Origin of the sequence: Streptomyces sp. BK208 (genome assembly GCF_004364245.1) — a bacterium.
GTDB lineage: Bacteria > Actinomycetota > Actinomycetes > Streptomycetales > Streptomycetaceae > Streptomyces.
Genome location: NZ_SOAV01000002.1, coordinates 409542 through 429780, shown reverse-complemented (window position 1 = coordinate 429780; position 20239 = coordinate 409542). Strand labels below are relative to the sequence as shown.

Genomic DNA, 20239 nt, shown 5'->3' with positions numbered 1-20239 from the left:
ACTTTCTTGCGGCCGAGTGGAATTGCTCCGATACTCGTCCCATGACTGAACCCCGCAGGGACCCCGTCGACGCGATCATCGACCAGTGGGCGGCGGTCCGGCCCGACCTGGACACCGCGGCCATGGAGGTGTTCGGCCGGGTCTTCCGGCTGGCGCGGGCGATGGGTGACCGGATGGAGCAGGCGTACGCGCGCTTCGGCATCTCGCGCGGTGAGTTCGACGCCCTGGCCACCCTGCGCCGGTCCGGCGAGCCGTACACGCTCTCCCCGCGGCAGCTCTCGGCCACGCTGATGCTCACCACCGGCGGCATGACGGGCCGGCTGGACAAGCTGGAGCGGGCGGGCCTGGTGCGCCGCTCCCCCGACCCGCACGACCGCCGGGGACTCCAGGTCACCCTCACCGAGCGCGGGCTGGAGCTGATCGACGAGGCGGTCGGCGCGGGACTCGACGCCCAGACCGAGGCACTGGCCTCGCTCGACCCGGAGCGGGCCGGTCAGCTCGCCGACCTGCTGCGGGACCTCCTGGCCGGCACGGAGCAGTAGCGCCGGCCCGCACCGACGCCGGAGGGCGCCGTCCCCGTCCACGTACGGCGGATGCGCGTACGTGCGGCGGGGGCGGCGCCCTCGGTGGAGCTGGGGGGGACGGCCGGGCGGGAGGTCAGGCCTTCGCGCCGACCTCGGCCTTGGCCTTGGCCTTCGGCTTCGAGCCGGGGGTCGACACCCGGTGGTCCGGGTGGGACCGGTCCAGGACCATGACCAGGCCCGCGATGATCGCGAACAGCGCGATCGGGGCCAGGACGTAGAGGCCCAGCGTCTCGACGACGCTCAGGCCGGTGCCGGGGTCGTCGCCGTCGTCGCGGGTCAGCGCGAGCGCGGGGGACGACATGAGCAGCATCATCAGCGTCGTACCGGCTGCCAGGGCGCCGGCGCGCAGGGCGTTCTTCTTGTCCACGGTGCCAAGTTAGCGAACGGTCCCGGTGACCGCGCGCCCGGGGTGCCCGTACGGGGCCCCGCGGGCGCGCGGCCCGGCCGCGCCGCTCAGCCGTCCCGGCCGCCGCGCTCCCGTACGACGTCGATCAGGGCGTGCAGGCGCGGCGAGGCGGCCAGGTCCTCCAGCGTCACCGGGCGCCCCTCGGCGTCGGCGACGGGCAGTCGCCAGTTCGGGTACTGGTCCCAGGTGCCGGGCAGGTTCTGCGGGCGGCGGTCACCGACGGCGTCGGGGAGCCAGATGCCGACCATCCGGGCGGGGGTGCGCAGCAGGAAGCGGTGCACGGCCTGGATCTCCGCCTCCTCGGCCGGGGTTCCGGTGTCCCCGCCGGTGGCGTGCAGCAACCCGAGCCGGGCCAGGACCTCCAGCCACTCGGCGGTGTCCGCCGACGCCTCGGCGCGTTCCTCCTCCAGCGGGCGGGTCAGCAGGCCGAGCCGGTGGCGGAGTTCGACGTGTTCGCCGGTGAGACGGGCGGCGGTGGACGGCAGGTCGTGGGTGGTGGCGGTGGCCAGGCAGTCGGCGCGCCACCGCTCGGGCGGCAGGGGACCGCCGTCGCCGGTCCAGTCCCGCTCGAACCACAGCACCGACGTGCCCAGCACGCCGCGCTCGCGCAGCGCCTCGCGCACGCCGGGCTCCACGGTGCCCAGGTCCTCGCCGATCACGACGGCTCCGGCCCGTCCGGCCTCCAGGACGAGGACGGCGAGCATCGCCTCGGCGTCGTAGTGGACGTAGGTGCCCTCGGTGGGCGGGCGCCCCTCGGGGACCCACCAGAGCCGGAACAGACCCATGACGTGGTCCACGCGCAGGGCTCCGGCGTAGCGGAAGAGGCCGCGCAGCAGCCCCCGGAACGGCGCGTACCCGCACTCCGCCAGGCGGTCGGGGCGCCAGGGCGGCAGGCCCCAGTCCTGACCGAGGGCGTTGAAGGCGTCCGGCGGTGCGCCCACCGACATCCCGGCGGCGTAGTACTGCTGCTGGGCCCAGGAGTCGGCGCCGCGCGGGTGCACGCCGACGGCCAGGTCGTGGACGAGCCCCACCGGCATGCCCGCCTCGCGGGCGGTGCGCTGCGCGGCGGTCAGCTGGGTGTCGGTGAGCCAGGTGATGCGCGCGTGGAAGTCGACACGGTCCATCAGCTCGGTGCGGGCGCGGTCGGTGTCGGCCGAGCGCGGGTCGCGCAGCCCCTCGGGCCACAAGTGCCAGTCGGGGCCGTGGACCTCGGCGAGGGCGCACCAAGTCGCGTGGTCCTCCAGCGCGGTGCCCTGTTCGGCGAGGTAGTCGCAGTAGGCGGCGCGGCGGCCGGGGCCGAGCGGGACCTCGTGGAGCAGTTCGAGGGCGTCGCGCTTCAGCTCCCACACCGCGTCCCGGTCGATGAGGGCGCCCTCCTCCAGCACGCCCGCGCGCAGACGCGCGGCCCGCTCCCGCAGGGCCCGGGCCCGCTCGGGGTCGGTGACGTACGCGTACTCGGGCACGTCCTCGATCCGCAGGTGCACGGGGTCGGGGAAGCGCCGCGAGGAGGGCCGGTAGGGGGAGGGGTCGGTGGGCGCGCCGGGCACCGCCGCGTGCAACGGGTTGACCTGCACGAATCCGGCGCCGAGGGACCGACCGGCCCAGGCGGCCAGCTCGCCGAGGTCGCCGAGGTCGCCCATGCCCCAGGAGCGGCGGGACAGCAGGGAGTAGAGCTGGACGAGGAGGCCGTGGGCGCGGACGCCCGGGTCGGGCAGCCGGGCCGGCGCGACGATGAGGTGAGCCTCGGCGCTCCGGCCGTCGGGCGCGGTGGCGGTCAGCCGGTGGACGCCCGGCGGGAGCGGTCCGGCTCCGTCGAGGCGCTCGCCCTGCTCGGTGTCCACGCGCAGCCGGGTGCCCGGCGGGAGTGCGGCCAGCGCGGCCGGGGTGGCACCGCCTTCCCACCTCACCACGGTGGGCGGCAGCAGGCGCGCGCGCAGCTCGTCCTCGCGGGCGGTGAGGGCGGTCCGGACGGCCGCGGGGGTGCTCGCGTCCACGCCGAGCGCGGCCAGCGCGAGGGTGACGGCGGCGGCCGAGGCCGGAACGGTGCGGTCCGGGGAGGGGCGGTAGGAGGTGGCGACGCCGTGCAGGGCGGCGAGCCTGGTCAGATCCTCGGGAAGGTCTTCGGCGGGGGGCTCGGCCGACCGGTCTGCGGGCATCTGCTTCCTCTACGACCTCGTGGATTCCGGGACGGCGAAGGAGGGGCCGCCCTGCTCCGGCACGTCGGCCGTGAGTTCGGGCGAGGACTCGCTGGTCAGCGGTACGGCGTCGGCGAACGGCGACTCGCTGGTGAGGGGCTCGGCGTCGGGCAGCGGCGGTTCGCTGGTCAGCGGGGTCTCGGCACAGCTGCCGGTGGCGCCGAAGACGCAGTAGTGCGGGGTCTCGGAGGCGGCGGAGGGCTCTGACCAGGGGGTGGACGGCTCCGCCACGGGTTTGGAAGGGGCCGGGAGCAGGAGGAGTGCAGCCACGGGAGTCTCCTTTTGTTGCGACGGTTGTCGGGTTATGGCAGCCCTACCCAGTCGGGGCCGACGCAGACATGGAACGGCCGACAACGTGCGCCTCGTCACATTGTCGCCCGGGCGGCCGTTCCTCGCCCACCGCTCACCCGAACGGGCGAACCACAGGTGAACTTTCGGGCGAGCAGGCGCCAAACGGAACATTTCACGGGGGCAAACGGAACATTCCCTGACCTTCACGAAATCCACTCCGGCAAAAAAACGCCCAAGGCGATCCATGCGGACCGAACCGCAGCCAATCATCGGCAGGAAATTCGAAGTTGCCCGGCCGGTAACCGCTGCGCTAGATTCCACTCGCCGGGGCAACAGCCCCCGCGCTCACGGGGGGTGGGGGGAACACCATGCATTTCGCTTCACACATACCTGCCCATTCCCCAAAGGGGAGGATAGTTATCATGAAGCGCAGTGCCCGTATTTCTTTGGTGACCGGTTCGGCCGCCGTGATCACGCTCGCCCTGGCCCCGATCGCCGAGGCCAACTGGAGCAGCTCGATCACGGCCGCCAGCGCGTCCTTCGAGTCCCGCCGCTGGTCGGACGAGCTGTACTCGCAGGTGCAGTTCACCGGTTGCACCACGGACGGCTCGAAGAGCACCGACGTGCAGATATGGAACGACATCTCGCTCCAGCCGGACGAGTCCTACGACAACAAGACGTTCACCGCCTGCTTCAACGGCGGGACCAGCAACGGAGAGTGGACCGACCTGCCGTCCGGCAAGCGGAACTACTACTTCAAGATCATGAAGATCGGCGGCTCCACCTTCGGCCCGCAGCTGAGCGTGCGCAGCGTCACCGTCGACACCACCAAGGCCGACGGCTGATCCCAGCTCGAAAGGGGCGCCCCGTCCGGGGCGCCCCCGCCCCGGCCCGAAACGTGGTCAGTGAGAAACCATGAAATTCAGCACCAGCTTGCGCAGCGGTAGCGTCCGATGGGCCGGGCCGATCGTCCTGGCCCTTACTCTTCTTTATTATCTGGTGGGCGAGACGGCCCCCCTTTCCAGCTACCACAATTACGCGCCGAGCATTGTCGCAGAGCCCCTGAAAACGCTTTATGCGTTGGCCTACGCGACGGCCGCCGCATTGTCCTGCTGGGAAAGCGGACGCCTGCGGAACGCCCGTGTTCTGGCGCTGGCGCCGGCGCGTTCGAGATACCGCATCGCTTTCAACGCCGTCGCCCCGGTGATCGTGCTGTCCTGGCTGGTGCTGCTCCTGCCCGCGGCGGTGTCGCTGGCGCGCTCGGCGACGCTGCCCACGCTCGACGGGCTGCGGCTGCCGCTCGCCGGACTGGTGCTGTGCGTCGCGCACGCCGTCCTCGGGTTCGCCGTCGGCTGCTGGGTGCCCCGCGTCATCGCCACCCCGATCGTGGCCGTGGCCGACTGGATCACCGTCGCCTTCACCCGTGCCGTGCTGCCGTACTGGCCCCGCCACGTCTCCGGTCAGTTCGGGAGCGTCGGCTACGGCGAGGTGCCGGACCTGGTCACGGCGGCGGTGCCGGTGCTGCTGGCCGGGGGCGTCGCCGTGGGTCTGCTGGTGCTCTGGCTGCCGTTCGGCCCGCGGACCGTGCGGGCCGTCGTCGCCACCGCGCTCGCCGTGACCGGTGCCCTCGGCGCCTACCGCACCGCGTCGGGATGGTCGGCCACACCGCCGCTGACCAGTGGGAACGTCGCGATGGCCTGCGCCGGCCAGGCGCCCCGCATGTGCGTCCCCGAGTTCGACGCGCGGGGCCTGCCGCAGGTCCAGCGCGAGACCGCGAAGGCACTGGCCGTGCTGCGCGAGGCCGGAGCGACCGAGGCGAGGCCGGCGCTGATCACCGACAGCTACGCCGACGGGCGCCTGCACAGGCCGTCCACGGACACCGAGTGGCGCATGATCCTCGCCGGTTCGGTGGGCAGCGGCGACGCCACGTACCGCGTCGTCATACGCTCCCTGCACTTCCGCTGCGAGCAGGTCCCCGCGCGGGACGCGCACGCGGCCTGGCTGTGGGCGGCCGTCAGGACGGACCAGGAGGACGCGTACCGCGCGCGGCGGGAGCAGGAGGGCCGGGACCCCCTGGCGACGGAGCTGGAGAAGCAGGTGCGGACCGAGGTCGACGAGGTGCTGGCGAAGCCGGCGGCGGAACAGTCCCGGTGGATCGGGCGGATGCTCGACAGCTGTCAGGCGAAGACCTCGTGAGGTGGTGGTTCAGGGCCCGCCGGGGACACCAGCTGCTCCCCCTCGCGCTCCTGGTCTTCGCCGCCGCGCTCTACGCGGTGCAGGGCACCACGGTGCTGCTGCCCTCCATCACCGGCGCCCCCCGGGTGGCGCTGTCGATGTTCGTCCCCGTACCCCTGTTCGCCTGTCTGATGGCGGCGCTCGAGTCCCGGTTGCCCGCGGCGGAGGTCTCCGGGGTGCGCTCGCTGACCCGGCTCGACAACCTGCTCGTGCTCGCGGTCGTCGGCGCCGCGGTGCTGTGCAGCGTCCTGGTGGCCGTCGCCGAGGGCGGCAGCGGGGCCGTGGCCGGCGGGCGCAACGCGGTCTTCCTGACCGGGCTGATGCTGCTCGGGCGGGCGTGGACCGGCCAGTCCGCGGTGATGATCCCGGTGGGGTGGCTGGTCACCGTCGTGGTCGTCGGGTTCCGCGGGAACGTCCCGTACCTGTGGACCGTCGTGGCGCTCCCCGCGGACAACCTGTTCGCGGCGGGCGCCTCCGTGCTCGTGCTCGCCATCGGCCTAGCCGCCCAGATCCGTTCGTCGAGGAAGACAGCGTGACACTCGAACTCAGCAACTGCACCTACGGCTACCGGCGCTGGAAGCAGCCCGTGCTGCGGGACTTCTCGTACGCCCTGCCGGACGGCCTCACCGTCCTGCTCGGCCCCAACGGCGCCGGCAAGTCCACCCTGCTGAAGCTGGCGGCGTCGGTGAACCGGCCGCAGCGGGGAAGGGTGACGCTGGACGGTGGTCCGGCCGGCACCTCCTCCTACCGGCAGGCGGTGGCGTGGATGCCGCAGGACATCGTGCCCATGCCCACCCTGACCGCGCGCGAGTACGTCGCCTACATCGGCTGGCTCAAGGGCATGAACCGCGCCGAGGCCTGGCAGCAGGCCCGCCGGGCGCTCGGCCGGGTGAACCTGGCCGACCAGGCGGGCACCCGCACGAGCCGGCTCTCCGGCGGTCAGCTGCGGCGGGTCGGTGTCGCGGGCGCCCTGGTGCACAACGCGCGGGTCCTGCTCCTCGACGAGCCCACCGCCGGTATGGACCCCTACCAGCGCCGGGTCTTCCGGGACATCCTGCGCACGCTCACCGACGACGTGCGCGTCCTGCTGTCCACCCACGACGTGGCGGACCTCGCCGAGGAGGCCGACCACGTGACGGTCATGTACGGCGGCAGCGTCCTGCACCACGGGAACACCGACAGCTTCCTGACGCACACCCCGCCGGGGACCGTGGAAGGGCGCGCGGCCGAGGCGGCGTACACCGCGCTGCTGCGGGACCGCGGGGTGGCCGCCTGACGTGCGAAGGCCCGGACGTCAGGCGGAAATGCCGTCGATCCGGGCCATGGCGTCCTCCGCGCCGTACGGCTGCAGGTACGGCAGCCAGCGCGGGTCCCGGTGGCCGGTGCCGATGATGCGCCAGGCCAGTCCGGTCGGCGGGGCCGGTTTGTGGCGCAGCCGCCAGCCCAGCTCGACCAGGTGGCGGTCGGCCTTGACGTGGTTGCAGCGGCGGCAGGACGCCACCACGTTGTCCCACGCGTGCAGGCCCCCGCGACTGCGCGGGATCACGTGGTCGACGCTGGTGGCCACGGCGCCGCAGTACATGCAGCGGCCTCCGTCGCGGGCGAACAGGGCACGGCGGGTGAGCGGGACGGGGCCCCGGTAGGGCACCCGTACGAACCGCTTCAGCCGGACCACGCTGGGTGCGGGCACGGTGACGGTCGCGCTGTGCAGGTAGGCGCCGGACTCCTCGAGGCACACGGCCTTGTTCTCCAGGACGAGGACGAGCGCGCGGCGGAGCGGTACGACGCCGAGTGGCTCGTACGACGCGTTGAGGACCAGGACATGCGGCACGGGTGCCTCCTTGGGCGTCGGCGGCGCGTGGCTCGCGCCGGGACGATCTGGTTCAGTCTCCCCTCATGCCTGGTCGTAGCGCCACCATGTGCCGGTAACGGGCTGGAAGTGTTTTCGACCACACGGCTCCCATGACCGTGGGCGTGACCAGTTCAGGCGTGGGTGAGCAGTGTCTCCCCCGCCCTTTTCGGGCCGAACCGTGTCCGGTGCCCCGTTAGTGTGGTGCTTCTGCCCGTCCGGTGACCTTTCCGTGACCTTGGACCGGACCTCGGACCGGACCGCGCAGGACGGGCCGCCGCACCTGGAGGTTTCCGCCGTGTCCCTGTCCGCCGCCGTCCTACTGGCCGCCGGTTCGTCCCCCTCTCCGTCACCGACCCCGACCGCCCCGACCGTGCCCTCGCTGCGCGAGGCCCACGAGAGCGCGACGAACGCCGCGGGCTGGGTCGAGGAGAACTGGTCGACGTGGCTCGCGATCGGGCTGCGGGTGCTGCTGATCGTGGCGATAGCGGTGGTGCTGCGCGCGGTGGTGCGCCGGGCGATCACCAAGCTCATAGACCGGATGAACCGCAGGACCGGGACGTCCGGCGGCACCGCGCTGAGCGGGCTGCTGGTCAACGCGGAGCGGCGCCGTCAGCGGTCGGAGGCCATCGGCTCCGTCCTGCGCTCGGTGGCCAGCTTCCTCATCCTGGGCACCGCGGCCCTGATGGTCCTGGGCACCTTCCAGATCAACCTGGCCCCGCTGCTGGCCTCCGCCGGTGTCGCCGGTGTCGCGATCGGCTTCGGCGCCCGCAACCTGGTCACCGACTTCCTGTCCGGCGTCTTCATGATCCTGGAGGACCAGTACGGCGTCGGCGACAGCATCGACGCGGGCGTGGCCTCCGGCGAGGTCATCGAGGTCGGACTGCGGGTGACCAAGCTGCGCGGCGCCGACGGCGAGATCTGGTACGTGCGCAACGGCGAGGTCAAGCGCATCGGCAACCTCTCCCAGGGCTGGTCCACGGCGGGCGTCGACGTGACCGTCCGCTCCGACGAGGACCTGGACAAGGTGCAGGAGGCGCTCACCGCGGTCGGTGAGCGGATGAGCAAGGAAGAGCCCTGGAACGAGATGCTCTGGGGGCCGATCGAGACCCTGGGCCTGGACTCCGTCCTGCTCGACTCGATGGTGGTGCGGGTCTCCGCCAAGACCATGCCCGGCAAGGCCCTGACCGTCGAGCGTGAGCTGCGCTGGCGCATCAAGCGGGCCTTCGACGGGGCCGGCATCGCCATCGTCGGCGGTGCCACCGTCCCGCTGGAGGGGGCCCCGGCCGCCGCCGATCCGGCGGCGGGCGTCGCGGCGCCGTCGGCGTACGCGAACACCGTGTCGCCGCAGTCCGTGGCGGCCTCCCCGATCCCACCGCCCAGCACCAGCAAGTAACAAGCCCGGCCACCCGCCCCCGGGACGACCACCGCGTCGTCCCGGGGGCGGTCTCTTGACGGCTGCTCGCGGGCGGGCCTACGTTCTCCGTCCAACAGGAAACTTTCCTAACAGACGCTCTCCGGACGTCGGCCGGGGACGTCTCCCGTGATCCCCGCGGTGGACTTCCGCCACCGCCCCCTGAAAAGCTGAGCGGTCGAGAGGCAGGTGTGGACACGCATGGCAGGAACCGCCGGTACGCCGGGCACCCCGCGCGTCCTGCGCGCCATGAACGACCGGGCCGCCCTCGACCTCCTGCTGGAGCACGGCCCGCTGTCCCGGACCCGGATCGGCAAGCTGACCGGCCTGTCGAAGCCCACCGCCTCGCAGCTGCTGGCCCGGCTGGAGGCGGCGGGACTGGTCCTGGCCGGGGGGACGACCGAGGGTCGCCCCGGGCCCGGCGCCCAGCTCTACGAGGTGAACCCCGCCGCCGCGTACGCCGCCGGCCTCGACGTCACCCCGGACCGCGTGCTGGCCGCGGTCGCCGACGTCACCGGGCGCACCGTCGGCCGGTACGAGCTGCCCACCCCGGGCCGGCGCCCCGCCACCCCGGTCGTCCAGCAGGTCACCGACGCCCTCGACGGCGCGGTGAAGGCCGCCGGACTCGCCCGCGACGACGTCCACCGCCTCGTCATCGGCACGCCGGGCGCCTTCGACCCGGGCACCGGACGGCTGCGCTACGCCTCCCACCTGCCCGGCTGGCACTCCCCGGCCCTGCTCGACGAAGTCGCCGCCGCCCTGCCGATGCCGGTCGAGTACGAGAACGACGTGAACCTCGCCGCCGTGGCCGAACAGCGCCTCGGTGCGGCCCGCGGCCACGAGGACTTCGTGCTGCTGTGGAACCAGGAGGGCCTGGGTGCCGCCCTGGTCCTCGGCGGGCGGCTGCACCGCGGCTGGACCGGCGGCGCCGGCGAGGTGGGGTTCCTGCCGGTGCCGGGCGCGCCGCTGGTCCGCAAGGTCAGCCGGACCGGCAGCGGCGGCTTCCAGGAGCTGGCCGGCTCGCAGGCGCTGGCGGGACTGGCCCGTGAGCTGGGCGTCACGGACGTGCCCTCGGGGCCGTACATCGAGGTCGCCGCGGCCCTGGTCGCCCGCGCCGCGCAGGCCGGCCCCGACGACACCCCGCACCGCCGGCTGCTGCAGACCTACGCCACCCGCCTGGCCACCGGCCTCGCCTCCCTCGTCTCGGTGCTCGATCCCGAGCTGGTGGTGCTGAGCGGCACCTCGCTCACCGCCGGCGGCGAGGCGCTGCGCGACCTGGTCCGCGACGAGCTGGAGGAACTGGCCGCCTCCCGGCCCCGGCTCGCCGTCGGTGACGTGACCGGGCACCCCGTCCTGCGCGGCGCACTGGAGAGCGCGCTCGCTACCACCCGCGACGAGGTCTTCGACACCTCGCGCTGACCCCGCGCCACCCCACCGGTCCCACCCGCGCCACCCGTCCCTGTCCCGCCCTGCCCCTGGGAGCTTCGCCATGCCCGGAATATCCAGGAAAGCGGCCCTCGCGGTCGCCGTCTCCGCCTCCCTCGCCCTGCTCGCCACCGCCTGCACCGGTCAGGCGGACTCCTCGGCGGACGGCGCCTCCGACGACCCGAACGCGGAGACGACCATCACCTTCTGGCACGGCTGGAGCGCGCCCGCCGAGGTGAAGGCCGTCCAGGCGAACGTGGACCGCTTCGAGAAGGCGCACCCCAACATCACGGTGAAGGTCGTCGGCAACATCAACGACGACAAGCTCAACCAGGCGCTGCGCGCGGGCGGTTCGAGCGGTCCCGACGTGGTGTCCTCCTTCACCACCTCCAACATCGGCAAGTTCTGTTCCTCGGGCGCCTTCCTCGATCTGAAGCCCTTCGTCGAGAAGTCGAAGCTCGACCTGGACGCGCTCATCCCGAAACCGATGCTGGACTACACCCAGTTCGAGGGGACGCGCTGCGCCCTGCCGCTGCTCGGCGACGCCTACGGCCTCTACTACGACAAGGACGCCTTCGAGGCGGCCGGGATCAAGGCCCCGCCGAAGACCTGGTCGGAGTTCGCCCGGGTGGCGAAGAAGCTGACGAAAACCGAGGGCGACGGGTACGAGCAACTCGGCTTCATGCCGAACTACCACGGCTACGAGACGGTGGTCGACCACTACATGTCCCAGTGGGACCACGCCTACTTCGACGAGGACGGCAGGTCCGCCGTCGCGAAGGACCCGGCGTTCGCCGAGATGTTCACGTACCAGAAGAAGCTCGTCGACGACCTCGGCGGCTTCGAGAGGCTGGAGAGGTACCGCAACACCTTCGGTGACGAGTGGGGCGCCAAGCACCCCTTCCAGACCGGCCGGGTCGCCATGCAGCTGGACGGCGAGTGGCGGCTCGGCATGGCGAAGGACGCGGGCGTCGACTTCGAGATCGGCACCGCGCCGATGCCCGTCGCCGACGACGAGGTGGACGAGTACGGCAAGGGGTTCCTGTCCGGCACCGTCATGGGCATCGCCCCGCGGAGCAAGAAGCAGAACGCCGCCTGGGAGCTGGTGAAGTACATGACGACGGACACCGAGGCCGTCGTCGCCTTCGCCAACGCCATCCGCAACGTGCCCTCGACCTTCCCCGCCCTCAAGTCGCCCGACCTGAAGACCGATCCGGAGTTCAAGACCTTCCTGGAGATCGCCCAGCACCCCGAGTCGAACTCCCCGCCCGCCTCCGTCAACGGCGCCACCTACCAGCTGACCCTCCAGGACTTCGGCTACCGGTACGAGTCGGGCAAGGTGAAGGACCTCAAGGCGGGCCTGGAGAAGACCGCCGCGCAGATCGACCGCGACATCGAGCAGACGAAGTAGCGGACATGACCACGTCCATGACCTCGTCCGTGACCACGTCCGTGGCCGCGTCCACGACCGCGAACACCCTCCGCGCCAAGCGCCGGCGCTCGGCGCTGCGCACGGCGGCCTTCATGTCCCCGTGGCTCGTCGGGTTCGGCGTCTTCTTCGCCTATCCCCTGGTGTCCACCGTGTACTTCTCGCTGATGAAGTACGACGGCTTCGGCGTCCCGGAGTTCCGGGGCCTGGACAACTGGGCGTACGTCTTCCAGGACTACCCCCTGTTCTGGCCCGCGCTGCGCAACACCCTGTGGCTGGTCCTGGTGATGGTGACCTGCCGGGTGGTGTTCGGGCTCGGCGTCGGGCTGCTCATCACGAGGATCAGGACGGGCGCGGGGGTCTTCCGCACCCTCTTCTACCTGCCCTACCTCGCCCCGCCCGTCGCCGCCACGCTGGCCTTCGTCTTCCTCCTCAACCCCGGTACCGGGCCGGTGAACTCGGTCCTGGAAGGGCTCGGCGTGCCGGCGCCCGGCTGGTTCACGGACGCCGCCTGGTCCAAGCCGGCGCTCACCGCGCTCGCGGTGTGGGGCGTGGGCGACCTCATGGTCATCTTCATGGCCGCGCTGCTCGACGTGCCGAGGGAGCAGTACGAGGCCGCCGAGCTGGACGGTGCCTCCGCCTGGCAGCGGTTCCGGTTCGTGACGCTGCCGAACATCTCCCCGATCGTGCTGTTCGCCGTCGTCACGGGCGTGATCCAGACCATGCAGTACTACACGCAGCCGCTGGTCGCCGGGAAGGTCGCCTCCGGGATCATCGGCGGCTCCGGTCAGTCCTTCGAGCCCGGTTATCCCGACCGGTCCACCCTCACCCTCCCCCAGCTCGTCTACAACCTCGGCTTCCAGCGTTTCGACTACGGCTCGGCCTGCGTGGTCGCACTCGTGCTGTTCGCCCTGGCCATGGCGTTCACGGCGCTGCTGATGCGCCGCCGGGGCGGTCTGATCCAGGCAGGTGACCGATGACCCGGGTACTGGACCGGCCCGCGGTGGCGGGCGCCCCGACGGCCGGGAGGCGCACCGCCCGCCGACGCGCCCTGCTGCACTGGATCGCCGTCCACGCCCTGGGCGTGGCCGCCGCGCTCTTCTTCACGCTGCCGTTCGTGTTCGTGGTGCTCACCTCGCTGATGAGCGACCAGCAGGCCCTCACCCGTGACCTGTGGCCGCACACCTGGGAGTGGGGCAACTACCGCACCGTGCTGGACACACCGGGCTTCCTCACCTGGTGGAGGAACACGCTGCTGTACGCGGGGCTCGGCACCGTGCTGACCGTGGCCTCGTCGGTCCCGGTGGCGTACGCGCTGGCCAAGTTCCGCTTCCGGGGGCGGCACCTGTCGCTGATGCTGGTGATCTCGATGATGATGCTGCCCCCGCAGGTGATCGTCATCCCGATGTACCTGTTCTGGGCCAAGCAGCTGGACCTGTCCGGCACGCTGTGGCCGCTGATCGTCCCGATGGCCTTCGGCGACGCCTTCTCCGTCTTCCTGCTGCGCCAGTTCCTGCTGACCGTCCCGGACGAGTACCTGGACGCGGCGAAGGTCGACGGCTGCGGGGAGCTGCGCACCCTGCTGAAGGTGGTCCTGCCGATGGCCAAGCCGGGCATCGCCGCGGTGGCCCTCTTCCAGTTCTTCTACGCCTGGAACGACTACTTCGGCCCGCAGATCTACGCCTCGGAGAACCCGGGCGCCTGGACGCTCTCCTACGGCCTGGAGTCCTTCAAGGGCGCCCACCACACCGACTGGAACCTCACCATGGCCGCGACCGTGCTGGTCATGGCCCCCGTGATCCTCGTGTTCTTCTTCGCGCAGAAGGCGTTCGTCGAAGGCGTCACACTGACCGGAGTAAAGGGTTGATGACTGCATGAAACTCACCGTGGTCGGCGGCGGTTCGACCTACACGCCCGAACTGATCGACGGCTTCGCCCGGTTGCGGCAGACCCTGCCGGTGGAGGAGCTGGTCCTCGTCGATCCGGCGGCGGACCGGCTGGAGCTGGTGGGCGGCCTCGCCCGGCGCATCTTCGCCAAGCAGGGGCACAGCGGCCGCGTGGTCACCACCTCCGACCTGGACGCGGCCGTCGACGGCGCCGCCGCCGTCCTGCTCCAGCTGCGCGTCGGCGGTCAGGCAGCCAGGCAGCAGGACGAGACCTGGCCGCTGGAGTGCGGCTGCGTCGGCCAGGAGACGACCGGCGCGGGCGGGCTGGCCAAGGCGCTGCGCACGGTGCCGGTGGTGCTGGACATCGCCGAGCGGGTGCGCCGGGCCAACCCGGACGCCTGGATCATCGACTTCACCAACCCGGTCGGCATCGTCACCCGCGCCTTGCTGAAGGCCGGGCACCGGGCGGTCGGGCTGTGCAACGTGGCGATCGGCCTCCAGCGCAAGTTCGCCGCCCTGCTCGGGGTGGCGCCGGCCGACGTCCACCTGGACCACGTCGGCCTCAACCACCTCACCTGGGAGACCGGCGTCCGGCTCGGCGGGCCCGAGGGCGAGGACGTCCTGCCCCGGCTGCTCGCCGAGCACGGGGAAGCCGTCGCCGCCGACCTGCGCCTGCCCCTCCCCCTGCTGGACCGCCTCGGCGTCGTCCCCTCCTACTACCTGCGCTACTACTACGCGCACGACGAGGTCGTGGACGAGCTGCGCACCAAGCCGTCGCGGGCCGCCGAGGTGGCCGCGATGGAGCGGGAGCTACTGGCCATGTACGGCGACCCGGCCCTGGACGAGAAGCCCGCCCTGCTCGCCAGGCGCGGCGGCGCCTACTACTCGGAGGCCGCCGTGGACCTCGCCGCCGCCCTGCTCGGCGGCGCGGGCTCCCCCCACCAGGTGGTGAACACGTACAACCGGGGCACGCTGCCCTTCCTGCCCGACGACGCGGTGATCGAGGTGCCGGCGGCGGTGGGCGGCGAGGGTGCCGCCCCGCTGCCGGTGGCGCCCGTGGACCCGCTGTACGCCGGTCTGATGGCGAATGTCACGGCGTACGAGGACCTGGCCCTGGACGCGGCCCTGCGCGGCGGCCGGGACCGGGTGTTCCGGGCGCTGCTCGCGCATCCCCTCGTCGGCCAGTACGCGTACGCCGAGCAGCTCACCGACCGGCTGATCGCGCACAACCGGGAGCACCTGGCGTGGACCTGACCGCGAGTGTCCTCGCCGTCGACGCGGGCAACAGCAAGACCGACGTGGCCGTGGTGGCGGCCGACGGGGAGGTCCTCGCGACCGCCCGCGGCGGGGCGTTCCGGCCGCCCGCCGTGGGTGTCGAGCGGGCCGTGGACACCCTGGCGGACGCGGTGGCACGGGCCTTCGCGGCGGCCGGGGTCGCCTCCGTCGAACACGTGTCGGCGTGCCTGGCCAACGCCGACCTGCCCGTGGAGGAGGAGCAGCTGGCCGCCGCCCTGCACGCGCGCGGCTGGGGAGCGGGCGTCGAGGTCCGCAACGACACGTTCGCCGTCCTGCGGGCCGGTGTCCGCGAGCCGCTGGGCGTCGCCGTCGTGTGCGGGGCCGGCGTCAACTGCGTCGGCATGCGCCCCGACGGCCGCACCGCCCGCTTCCCGGCCATCGGCCGCATCTCCGGTGACTGGGGAGGCGGTTGGGGGCTGGCCGAGGAGGCGCTGTGGCACGCCGCGCGCGCGGAGGACGGCCGCGGCGGGCCGACGGAACTGGCCCGGACCCTGCCGGCGCACTTCGGCCTCGGCTCGATGTACGCCCTCGTCGAGGCCCTGCACCTGCGGCGGATCGAGCCCGTGCGGCGGCACGAGCTGACCCCCGTGCTGTTCGCCACGGCGGCGGCCGGCGACCCGCTGGCGCGGGCGGTCGTGGACCGGCAGGCCGACGAGGTGGTGGCCATGGCCACGGTCGCGCTGACCCGCCTCGGCCTGCTGGCCGAGCCGGTGCCGGTCCTGCTGGGCGGCAGCGTGCTGGCGGCCCGGCACACGCAGCTCGACGACCGGATACGGGAACTGCTGGCGGCCCGCGCCCCCAAGGCGGTGCCCCGGGTGGTGACGGCCCCGCCCGTGCTGGGCGCGGTGCTGCTCGGGCTCGACCACGTGGGCGCGGCCGCCGCGGCCGGTGAGCGGGCCAGGAGGCACTTCGCCGCCTGAGCCGCCGGTGGCGCCCCCGTCGCCCGCGTCACCCGCGTCGCCCGCGTCACCCGCGTCGCCTGCTTCGCTCGCGTCGCCTGCTTCGCCCGCCGTGCCGGCGACCGGGACCGGCAGGGGAACCTGCGGAACCGAACCGGTTCCGGTGGCGTATTCATGGGCAGGGGTGGCGCGTTGCACCGGTGACACATCAAGATCGGGTGAAGGCCGGTGCGGAAGCCGGCGGGGCCAGCGATACTGGCGGCGACGGATGACCAGGGGGGGTCAGCAGTGACTCGACCGACGAGGGGCGGCGCGGCGCCGCCGCCGGGCCCGGGTGTGCCCGCCCCGCCCGCCGTGCCGCCGCGTTCCGGTCCCGTGCCGCGGCAGCGGCCGGCCGGCGCGCCCGCCGCTCCCCCGCCCCCGCCGGACCGGCGTCGTACCGCCTTCGCCGAGGGCGTGGACCGGCTGCGCGCGGCCGCGGTCACCGAGCCGGGAAGGCTGCGCATCATCGGCGCGCTGCTCGCGGTGCTGGTGATCGCCTTCGGCGCGGTCACCGCCTGGCAGACGAACGAGCGGGCCAGGGCGGCAGACGACGTGCTGACCCGCAGCCAGCCGCTCAGCTCCGCCGCGGCCGGCATCTACCGCTCCCTCGCCGAGGCCAACACCGCGGCCTCCAGCGGTTTCCTGGCCGGCGGCCAGGAGACGGAGGACTCCCGCACCCGCTACGACAACGGCATCCGCGCGGCCGCCGAGGGACTCGTGACGGCTGCCGCCAACTCCGAGCCGAAGTCCCCCGCGGCGACCACCATCGCCGAGCTGAACCGTCTGCTGCCCGAGTACAAGGGCCTGGTGGAACGCGCCCGCACGTACAACCGGCAGGGTTTCCCGGTCGGCGGCGCCTACCTGCGCTACGCCAACGAGAAGATGCAGCAGGAGATGCTCCCGGCGGCGGAGGACCTCTACACGAAGGAGAACCAGCGGCTGAGCGCCGACTACGGGGACGCGAAGCCCTACCCCTGGGCGGCGATCGCCCTCGGTGTCGTCCTGCTCGCCGCGCTGGCCTGGGCCCAGCACCGCAACTACCGGCGCACCAACCGGGTCCTGAACCACGGCCTGGTCGCCGCGACCGCCGCCTCCGCGATCGTGCTGCTCTGGCTGGTCGTCGGCCACGGCGTCGCGCGGTCGAACCTGACCGACTCCTACGAGCACGGCGTGCGTTCCCTCAACGCGCTGCACGAGGCCCGCATCGCCTCCCTCAAGGCCAGGGGCAACGAGAACCTGACGCTGGTCTCGCGCGGCGCGGAGACCACCAAGGTGGACGGCACCACGTACGACTCCTACGACCTGGCCTTCGGCAGGAACATGGACGCCCTCGGCACGGCGCTGGCCGAGGCGGGGCGGCTCGCCGACGACGCGGCCGGCGAACGTCCGGTCGACACGGCGAACGGCAACATGACGGAGTGGAAGAAGCGGCACACCTCGGCCCGCGAGCAGGACGAGAACGGCAACTACCAGCAGGCGCTGGACCTGGTGATCGGCGGTGACGGCGCCACGGTCGAGTGCTTCGACGGCGTCGACGCGGCACTCGCCACCGCGCTGGACCACGAGAACGCGGAGTTCGAGCGGGCGGCGGGCGACGGCCTGGACGCGATGGGCTACCTGCCGCAGGGCGCCGGCCTGCTGGCCGTGCTGGGCGCGGCCGGCGCGCTGATCGGCATGGGCCGCAGGCTCTCGGAGTACCGGTGAGGCGGGGCGCGGGCCGGGAGGGCCTGCCGGAAGGGGCGCCCGGGCGGGCGGTACCCGTGGAAGGGGGCGTGAGGATGCGCGCGGGACGGTTGCGGGCCGCTCTGCGGGGCTGGGGCGGCGTGGGGGCGATGGCCCTCGCCTGCCTCCTCGCGGTGCTGGCGGCCCTGCTCCTGCCGACGGTCCACCCGCACGGCGGGGGCGGGGGCGGGGGCGGCACGGCCGGGGACGACGGCGTCGCCCGCGGCAGCCAGGCGCGGGCCGCGCGGGAGTGCGCGGACCCGGAGAAGCAGACGCTCGCCCCGTCCGGGGACGGCGGGCCCACCATCGACGCGATCCGCTCCCGCGAGGGCGAGAAGCGCAAGCTGGTCGTCGGCGTCGACCAGAACAGCTTCCGCTGGGGCTACCGCGACCCGAACAGCGGCGGTGACGCCGAGCTGGAGGGCTTCGACATCGACCTGGCCCACCGGATCGCGAAGGACATCCTCGGCGACGAGGACGCCGTGCAGTTCAAGGCGATCCCCACCGACCAGCGCGTCCCCGCCGTCCAGGACGGCCGGGTCGACATGGTGGTCCGCACGATGACCATCAACTGCGACCGGCTGGAGGACGTCGCGTTCTCCGCCCCCTACTTCCGCACCGGCCAGCAGGTGCTGGCGCCCAAGTCCTCGAAGATCACGGGGTACGACGGCACGCTGGCCGGCAAGAGGATCTGCACGGCGGCGGGTTCGACGGCGCTGAGCACGCTGGAGCAGGACCAGGCGGCGGGCAGGCCCGCCCAGGGCGTCGACCTGCGCACCACCGTGCCCAACCAACTGGACTGCCTGGTAAGGCTCCAGCTCGGCGAGGTCGACGCGGTGGTCACCGACGGCGCCCTCGCCGCCAGCCAGGCCGCGCAGGACCCGACGGTCGAGCTGAAGGGCGACGCCTTCACCACCGAGTACTACGGCGTGGCGATGAAGAAGGACGCCGACGATCTGGTACGCCGGGTCAACCGGGTCCTCGAACAGTGGCGCGCGGACAAGGCCGACGGGTGGCAGCACTCCTACCGGACGTGGCTGTCGGAGACCATGGACGACCCGGCGAAGTCGCTGCCGCCGACCCCGCAGTACCTGCGCGAGAGCTGACCGGAGGCCGCGGCGCAGGCGTAAACGTAGGCGTAGGCGTAGGCGTAGGCGTAGGCGTAGGCGTAGGAAGAACGAACACGGGCGACGCGCACGCGGGTCCGCGACGGCGAGAGGTGATCGATGGGCGACACGGGACCCACCGGGCCGGTGATGGACCGGGACGAGGTGGACCGTGCGCTGGCGCGGCTCGGCGCGGAGCACGAGGCGATCGAGACCTCGCTCCTCGCTCTCCAGGACCACGCGGGCCGCAGACTCCTCGAGGGCGCCGAGCTGACCGGTGTCACCGCCGAGCGCTGGGCCGCGGCGGAGGCGTCGATCACGCTGCTGTGGTCCTGCTTCGACGCGTACGCGGGTGCGCTGCGCACCGCCCGGGAGACCCGGTCCCGGCGCCGCTGGTCCAGCCGCGAGGACCTGGTGGAGCTGACGGAGCTGCTGCGCGGCGAGGCGGTCACGATGCCCGGCACCGCCGCCGGCGCGCCGGGCCCGGACGGCGGGCCCGGCCGGCTCAGCGAGCGGTACACGCTGGCCGCGCTGGTGGACCGGATGAACCAGCTCTACGCCTCCTCCCTGGACCTGGTGGTCGCCGCCGACGCGGTGTGGTCGGCGCTGCCCGCCCGGATCGATTTACTCGCCGCCGAGCTCCGGCGCACCCGCGAGCTCGCGCACTCCGTGGGAGTGCGCCCCGGCGAGCACCCGTCCGGTGACGACCTGGAGCGGATCACCCGCACCCTGACCAGGCTGCGCGAGCAGGTGGTGTCCGACCCGCTGGCCTTCTGGGTGCCCGCGCAGGGCAGTTCGGCGCCGGGCGGCGGCCGCCCCGACACGACGGTGTACGACCGGGAGGCGCGCGCCCTGGAGGAGGTGCGCCGGGAGATCGACGCGGTGCTGGCCGTGCGCCAGGACGCCGAGCAGCGGATCGTGCGGCTGCGGGACGTGCTCTCGCGCGCGGACCGCACGCTCGCCGAGGCGCGCACCGCGCGCGGCGAGGTACTGGCGAAGATCGCCGCGACGGAGGTCCCGGTGGTCGGCGGGCCGCCGATCGTGCTGCAGGAGCAGCTGGCGGCGGCCGCCGAGTACCGCAGGCACGCCCAGTGGCACCGTCTGTCGCCGCTCCTGGAGTCCCTGGAGGAGAAGGCCGAGGACGAACTGCTGCGGGCCCGCGAGTCGTTGACGGCGGTCACCGCGCCGCTGGCGGTCCGTGCCGAGCTGCGCGGCCGGCTCGACGCGTACAAGGCGAAGATGGCCCGGCTGGGGTACGCGGAGGACCCGGAGCTGGCCGAGAAGTACGAGAGGGCGCGCCGCATGCTGTGGAGCGCGCCGTGCGACCTGCGCGTCGCCGAGCAGGCCGTGCTGCGCTACCAGCACGCGGCGGCCGAACTGCTCGGCGGCTCCGCGCCGCGCGTGCCCGGCCAGGGCGGACCGGTGGACCGGACGGGGCCCGGCGCATGAGCGGCCACCGG

At 73.1% G+C, this 20239-nt stretch carries 19 protein-coding genes; 15 read left to right on the top strand and 4 right to left on the bottom strand.

All coding sequences use genetic code 11. From position 1 onward, the window contains the following. The first annotated feature begins 41 nt into the window (after window positions 1-41). Window positions 42-542, top strand: a complete 501-nt coding sequence (locus EV562_RS06520; protein WP_133885692.1) for a MarR family transcriptional regulator — start codon at window positions 42-44, stop codon at window positions 540-542. Between the two features lie 115 nt (window positions 543-657). Here EV562_RS06520 and EV562_RS06515 read toward each other — a convergent pair whose 3' ends face one another. The 3 genes from EV562_RS06515 to EV562_RS06505 form a co-directional block, all read right to left on the bottom strand. Next, complete coding sequence (locus EV562_RS06515) at window positions 658-951, bottom strand: hypothetical protein (protein WP_133885691.1); 294 nt, start codon at window positions 949-951, stop codon at window positions 658-660. An 86-nt stretch (window positions 952-1037) separates the two neighbouring features. Further along, window positions 1038-3146, bottom strand: a complete 2109-nt coding sequence (gene malQ / locus EV562_RS06510) for a 4-alpha-glucanotransferase (RefSeq protein WP_133885690.1) — start codon at window positions 3144-3146, stop codon at window positions 1038-1040. 9 nt (window positions 3147-3155) lie between these two features. After that, window positions 3156-3455: a hypothetical protein gene (locus tag EV562_RS06505; RefSeq protein WP_133885689.1), complete on the bottom strand. Its 300-nt coding sequence runs from the start codon at window positions 3453-3455 to the stop codon at window positions 3156-3158. Between the two features lie 443 nt (window positions 3456-3898). On the opposite strand from EV562_RS06505, the gene EV562_RS06500 reads away from it, so the two are divergent. From EV562_RS06500 to EV562_RS06485, 4 genes are all read left to right on the top strand, one after another. Next, window positions 3899-4321 (top strand): hypothetical protein, encoded by a 423-nt coding sequence (locus EV562_RS06500; protein ID WP_133885688.1) that lies wholly within the window; start codon window positions 3899-3901, stop codon window positions 4319-4321. A 235-nt stretch (window positions 4322-4556) separates the two neighbouring features. Then, window positions 4557-5672 carry a hypothetical protein gene (locus EV562_RS06495; RefSeq protein WP_133885687.1) on the top strand — a complete coding sequence of 372 codons (1116 nt, stop codon included), beginning with the start codon at window positions 4557-4559 and terminating at the stop codon, window positions 5670-5672. Beyond that, on the top strand, window positions 5669-6247 hold the full coding sequence (locus EV562_RS06490) for a hypothetical protein (protein ID WP_133885686.1): 579 nt from the start codon (window positions 5669-5671) through the stop codon (window positions 6245-6247). Before EV562_RS06495 ends, EV562_RS06490 begins: the two co-directional genes overlap by 4 nt. Beyond that, window positions 6244-6987, top strand: coding sequence for an ATP-binding cassette domain-containing protein (locus EV562_RS06485; protein ID WP_133885685.1), 744 nt, complete (start codon window positions 6244-6246; stop codon window positions 6985-6987). Before EV562_RS06490 ends, EV562_RS06485 begins: the two co-directional genes overlap by 4 nt. A gap of 18 nt (window positions 6988-7005) precedes the next feature. Here EV562_RS06485 and EV562_RS06480 read toward each other — a convergent pair whose 3' ends face one another. After that, window positions 7006-7542: an HNH endonuclease gene (locus tag EV562_RS06480; RefSeq protein ID WP_061444733.1), complete on the bottom strand. Its 537-nt coding sequence runs from the start codon at window positions 7540-7542 to the stop codon at window positions 7006-7008. Between the two features lie 256 nt (window positions 7543-7798). On the opposite strand from EV562_RS06480, the gene EV562_RS06475 reads away from it, so the two are divergent. The 10 genes from EV562_RS06475 (at window position 7799) to EV562_RS06425 (ending at window position 20228) form a co-directional block, all read left to right on the top strand. After that, complete coding sequence (locus EV562_RS06475) at window positions 7799-8956, top strand: mechanosensitive ion channel family protein (protein ID WP_243859995.1); 1158 nt, start codon at window positions 7799-7801, stop codon at window positions 8954-8956. A gap of 219 nt (window positions 8957-9175) precedes the next feature. Then, entirely contained in the window at window positions 9176-10393 is a 1218-nt protein-coding gene (locus tag EV562_RS06470; protein ID WP_133885684.1) for an ROK family transcriptional regulator, read from the top strand. Between the two features lie 70 nt (window positions 10394-10463). Further along, on the top strand, window positions 10464-11810 hold the full coding sequence (locus tag EV562_RS06465) for an ABC transporter substrate-binding protein (RefSeq protein ID WP_133885683.1): 1347 nt from the start codon (window positions 10464-10466) through the stop codon (window positions 11808-11810). Window positions 11811-11827: 17 nt separating this feature from the next. After that, a complete protein-coding gene (locus EV562_RS06460; RefSeq protein WP_133886049.1) occupies window positions 11828-12808 on the top strand; it encodes a sugar ABC transporter permease in 981 nt (326 codons plus the stop codon). Continuing rightward, window positions 12805-13695: a carbohydrate ABC transporter permease gene (locus EV562_RS06455; protein WP_133885682.1), complete on the top strand. Its 891-nt coding sequence runs from the start codon at window positions 12805-12807 to the stop codon at window positions 13693-13695. The genes EV562_RS06460 and EV562_RS06455 overlap by 4 nt, the downstream gene beginning before the upstream one ends. A 7-nt stretch (window positions 13696-13702) precedes the next feature. Further along, window positions 13703-14968, top strand: coding sequence for a 6-phospho-beta-glucosidase (locus tag EV562_RS06450; RefSeq protein ID WP_133885681.1), 1266 nt, complete (start codon window positions 13703-13705; stop codon window positions 14966-14968). Further along, window positions 14959-15930 (top strand): BadF/BadG/BcrA/BcrD ATPase family protein, encoded by a 972-nt coding sequence (locus tag EV562_RS06445; protein ID WP_166661619.1) that lies wholly within the window; start codon window positions 14959-14961, stop codon window positions 15928-15930. The genes EV562_RS06450 and EV562_RS06445 overlap by 10 nt, the downstream gene beginning before the upstream one ends. A gap of 315 nt (window positions 15931-16245) precedes the next feature. Then, window positions 16246-17655, top strand: coding sequence for a hypothetical protein (locus tag EV562_RS06435; RefSeq protein ID WP_166661659.1), 1410 nt, complete (start codon window positions 16246-16248; stop codon window positions 17653-17655). A gap of 74 nt (window positions 17656-17729) precedes the next feature. Then, window positions 17730-18779: a glutamate ABC transporter substrate-binding protein gene (locus tag EV562_RS06430; RefSeq protein ID WP_133886046.1), complete on the top strand. Its 1050-nt coding sequence runs from the start codon at window positions 17730-17732 to the stop codon at window positions 18777-18779. Window positions 18780-18899: 120 nt separating this feature from the next. After that, window positions 18900-20228, top strand: coding sequence for a hypothetical protein (locus EV562_RS06425; protein WP_133885680.1), 1329 nt, complete (start codon window positions 18900-18902; stop codon window positions 20226-20228). Window positions 20229-20239: the final 11 nt, after the last annotated feature.

Coding starts and splice junctions, on each gene's coding strand:
- EV562_RS06425 (WP_133885680.1), top strand. CDS start 18,900: ATGGGCGACACGGGACCCACCGGGCCGGTGATGGACCGGGACGAGGTG.
- EV562_RS06470 (WP_133885684.1), top strand. CDS start 9,176: ATGGCAGGAACCGCCGGTACGCCGGGCACCCCGCGCGTCCTGCGCGCC.
- EV562_RS06460 (WP_133886049.1), top strand. CDS start 11,828: ATGACCTCGTCCGTGACCACGTCCGTGGCCGCGTCCACGACCGCGAAC.
- EV562_RS06455 (WP_133885682.1), top strand. CDS start 12,805: ATGACCCGGGTACTGGACCGGCCCGCGGTGGCGGGCGCCCCGACGGCC.
- malQ (WP_133885690.1), bottom strand. CDS start 3,146: ATGCCCGCAGACCGGTCGGCCGAGCCCCCCGCCGAAGACCTTCCCGAG.
- EV562_RS06465 (WP_133885683.1), top strand. CDS start 10,464: ATGCCCGGAATATCCAGGAAAGCGGCCCTCGCGGTCGCCGTCTCCGCC.
- EV562_RS06500 (WP_133885688.1), top strand. CDS start 3,899: ATGAAGCGCAGTGCCCGTATTTCTTTGGTGACCGGTTCGGCCGCCGTG.
- EV562_RS06430 (WP_133886046.1), top strand. CDS start 17,730: ATGCGCGCGGGACGGTTGCGGGCCGCTCTGCGGGGCTGGGGCGGCGTG.
- EV562_RS06450 (WP_133885681.1), top strand. CDS start 13,703: ATGAAACTCACCGTGGTCGGCGGCGGTTCGACCTACACGCCCGAACTG.
- EV562_RS06520 (WP_133885692.1), top strand. CDS start 42: ATGACTGAACCCCGCAGGGACCCCGTCGACGCGATCATCGACCAGTGG.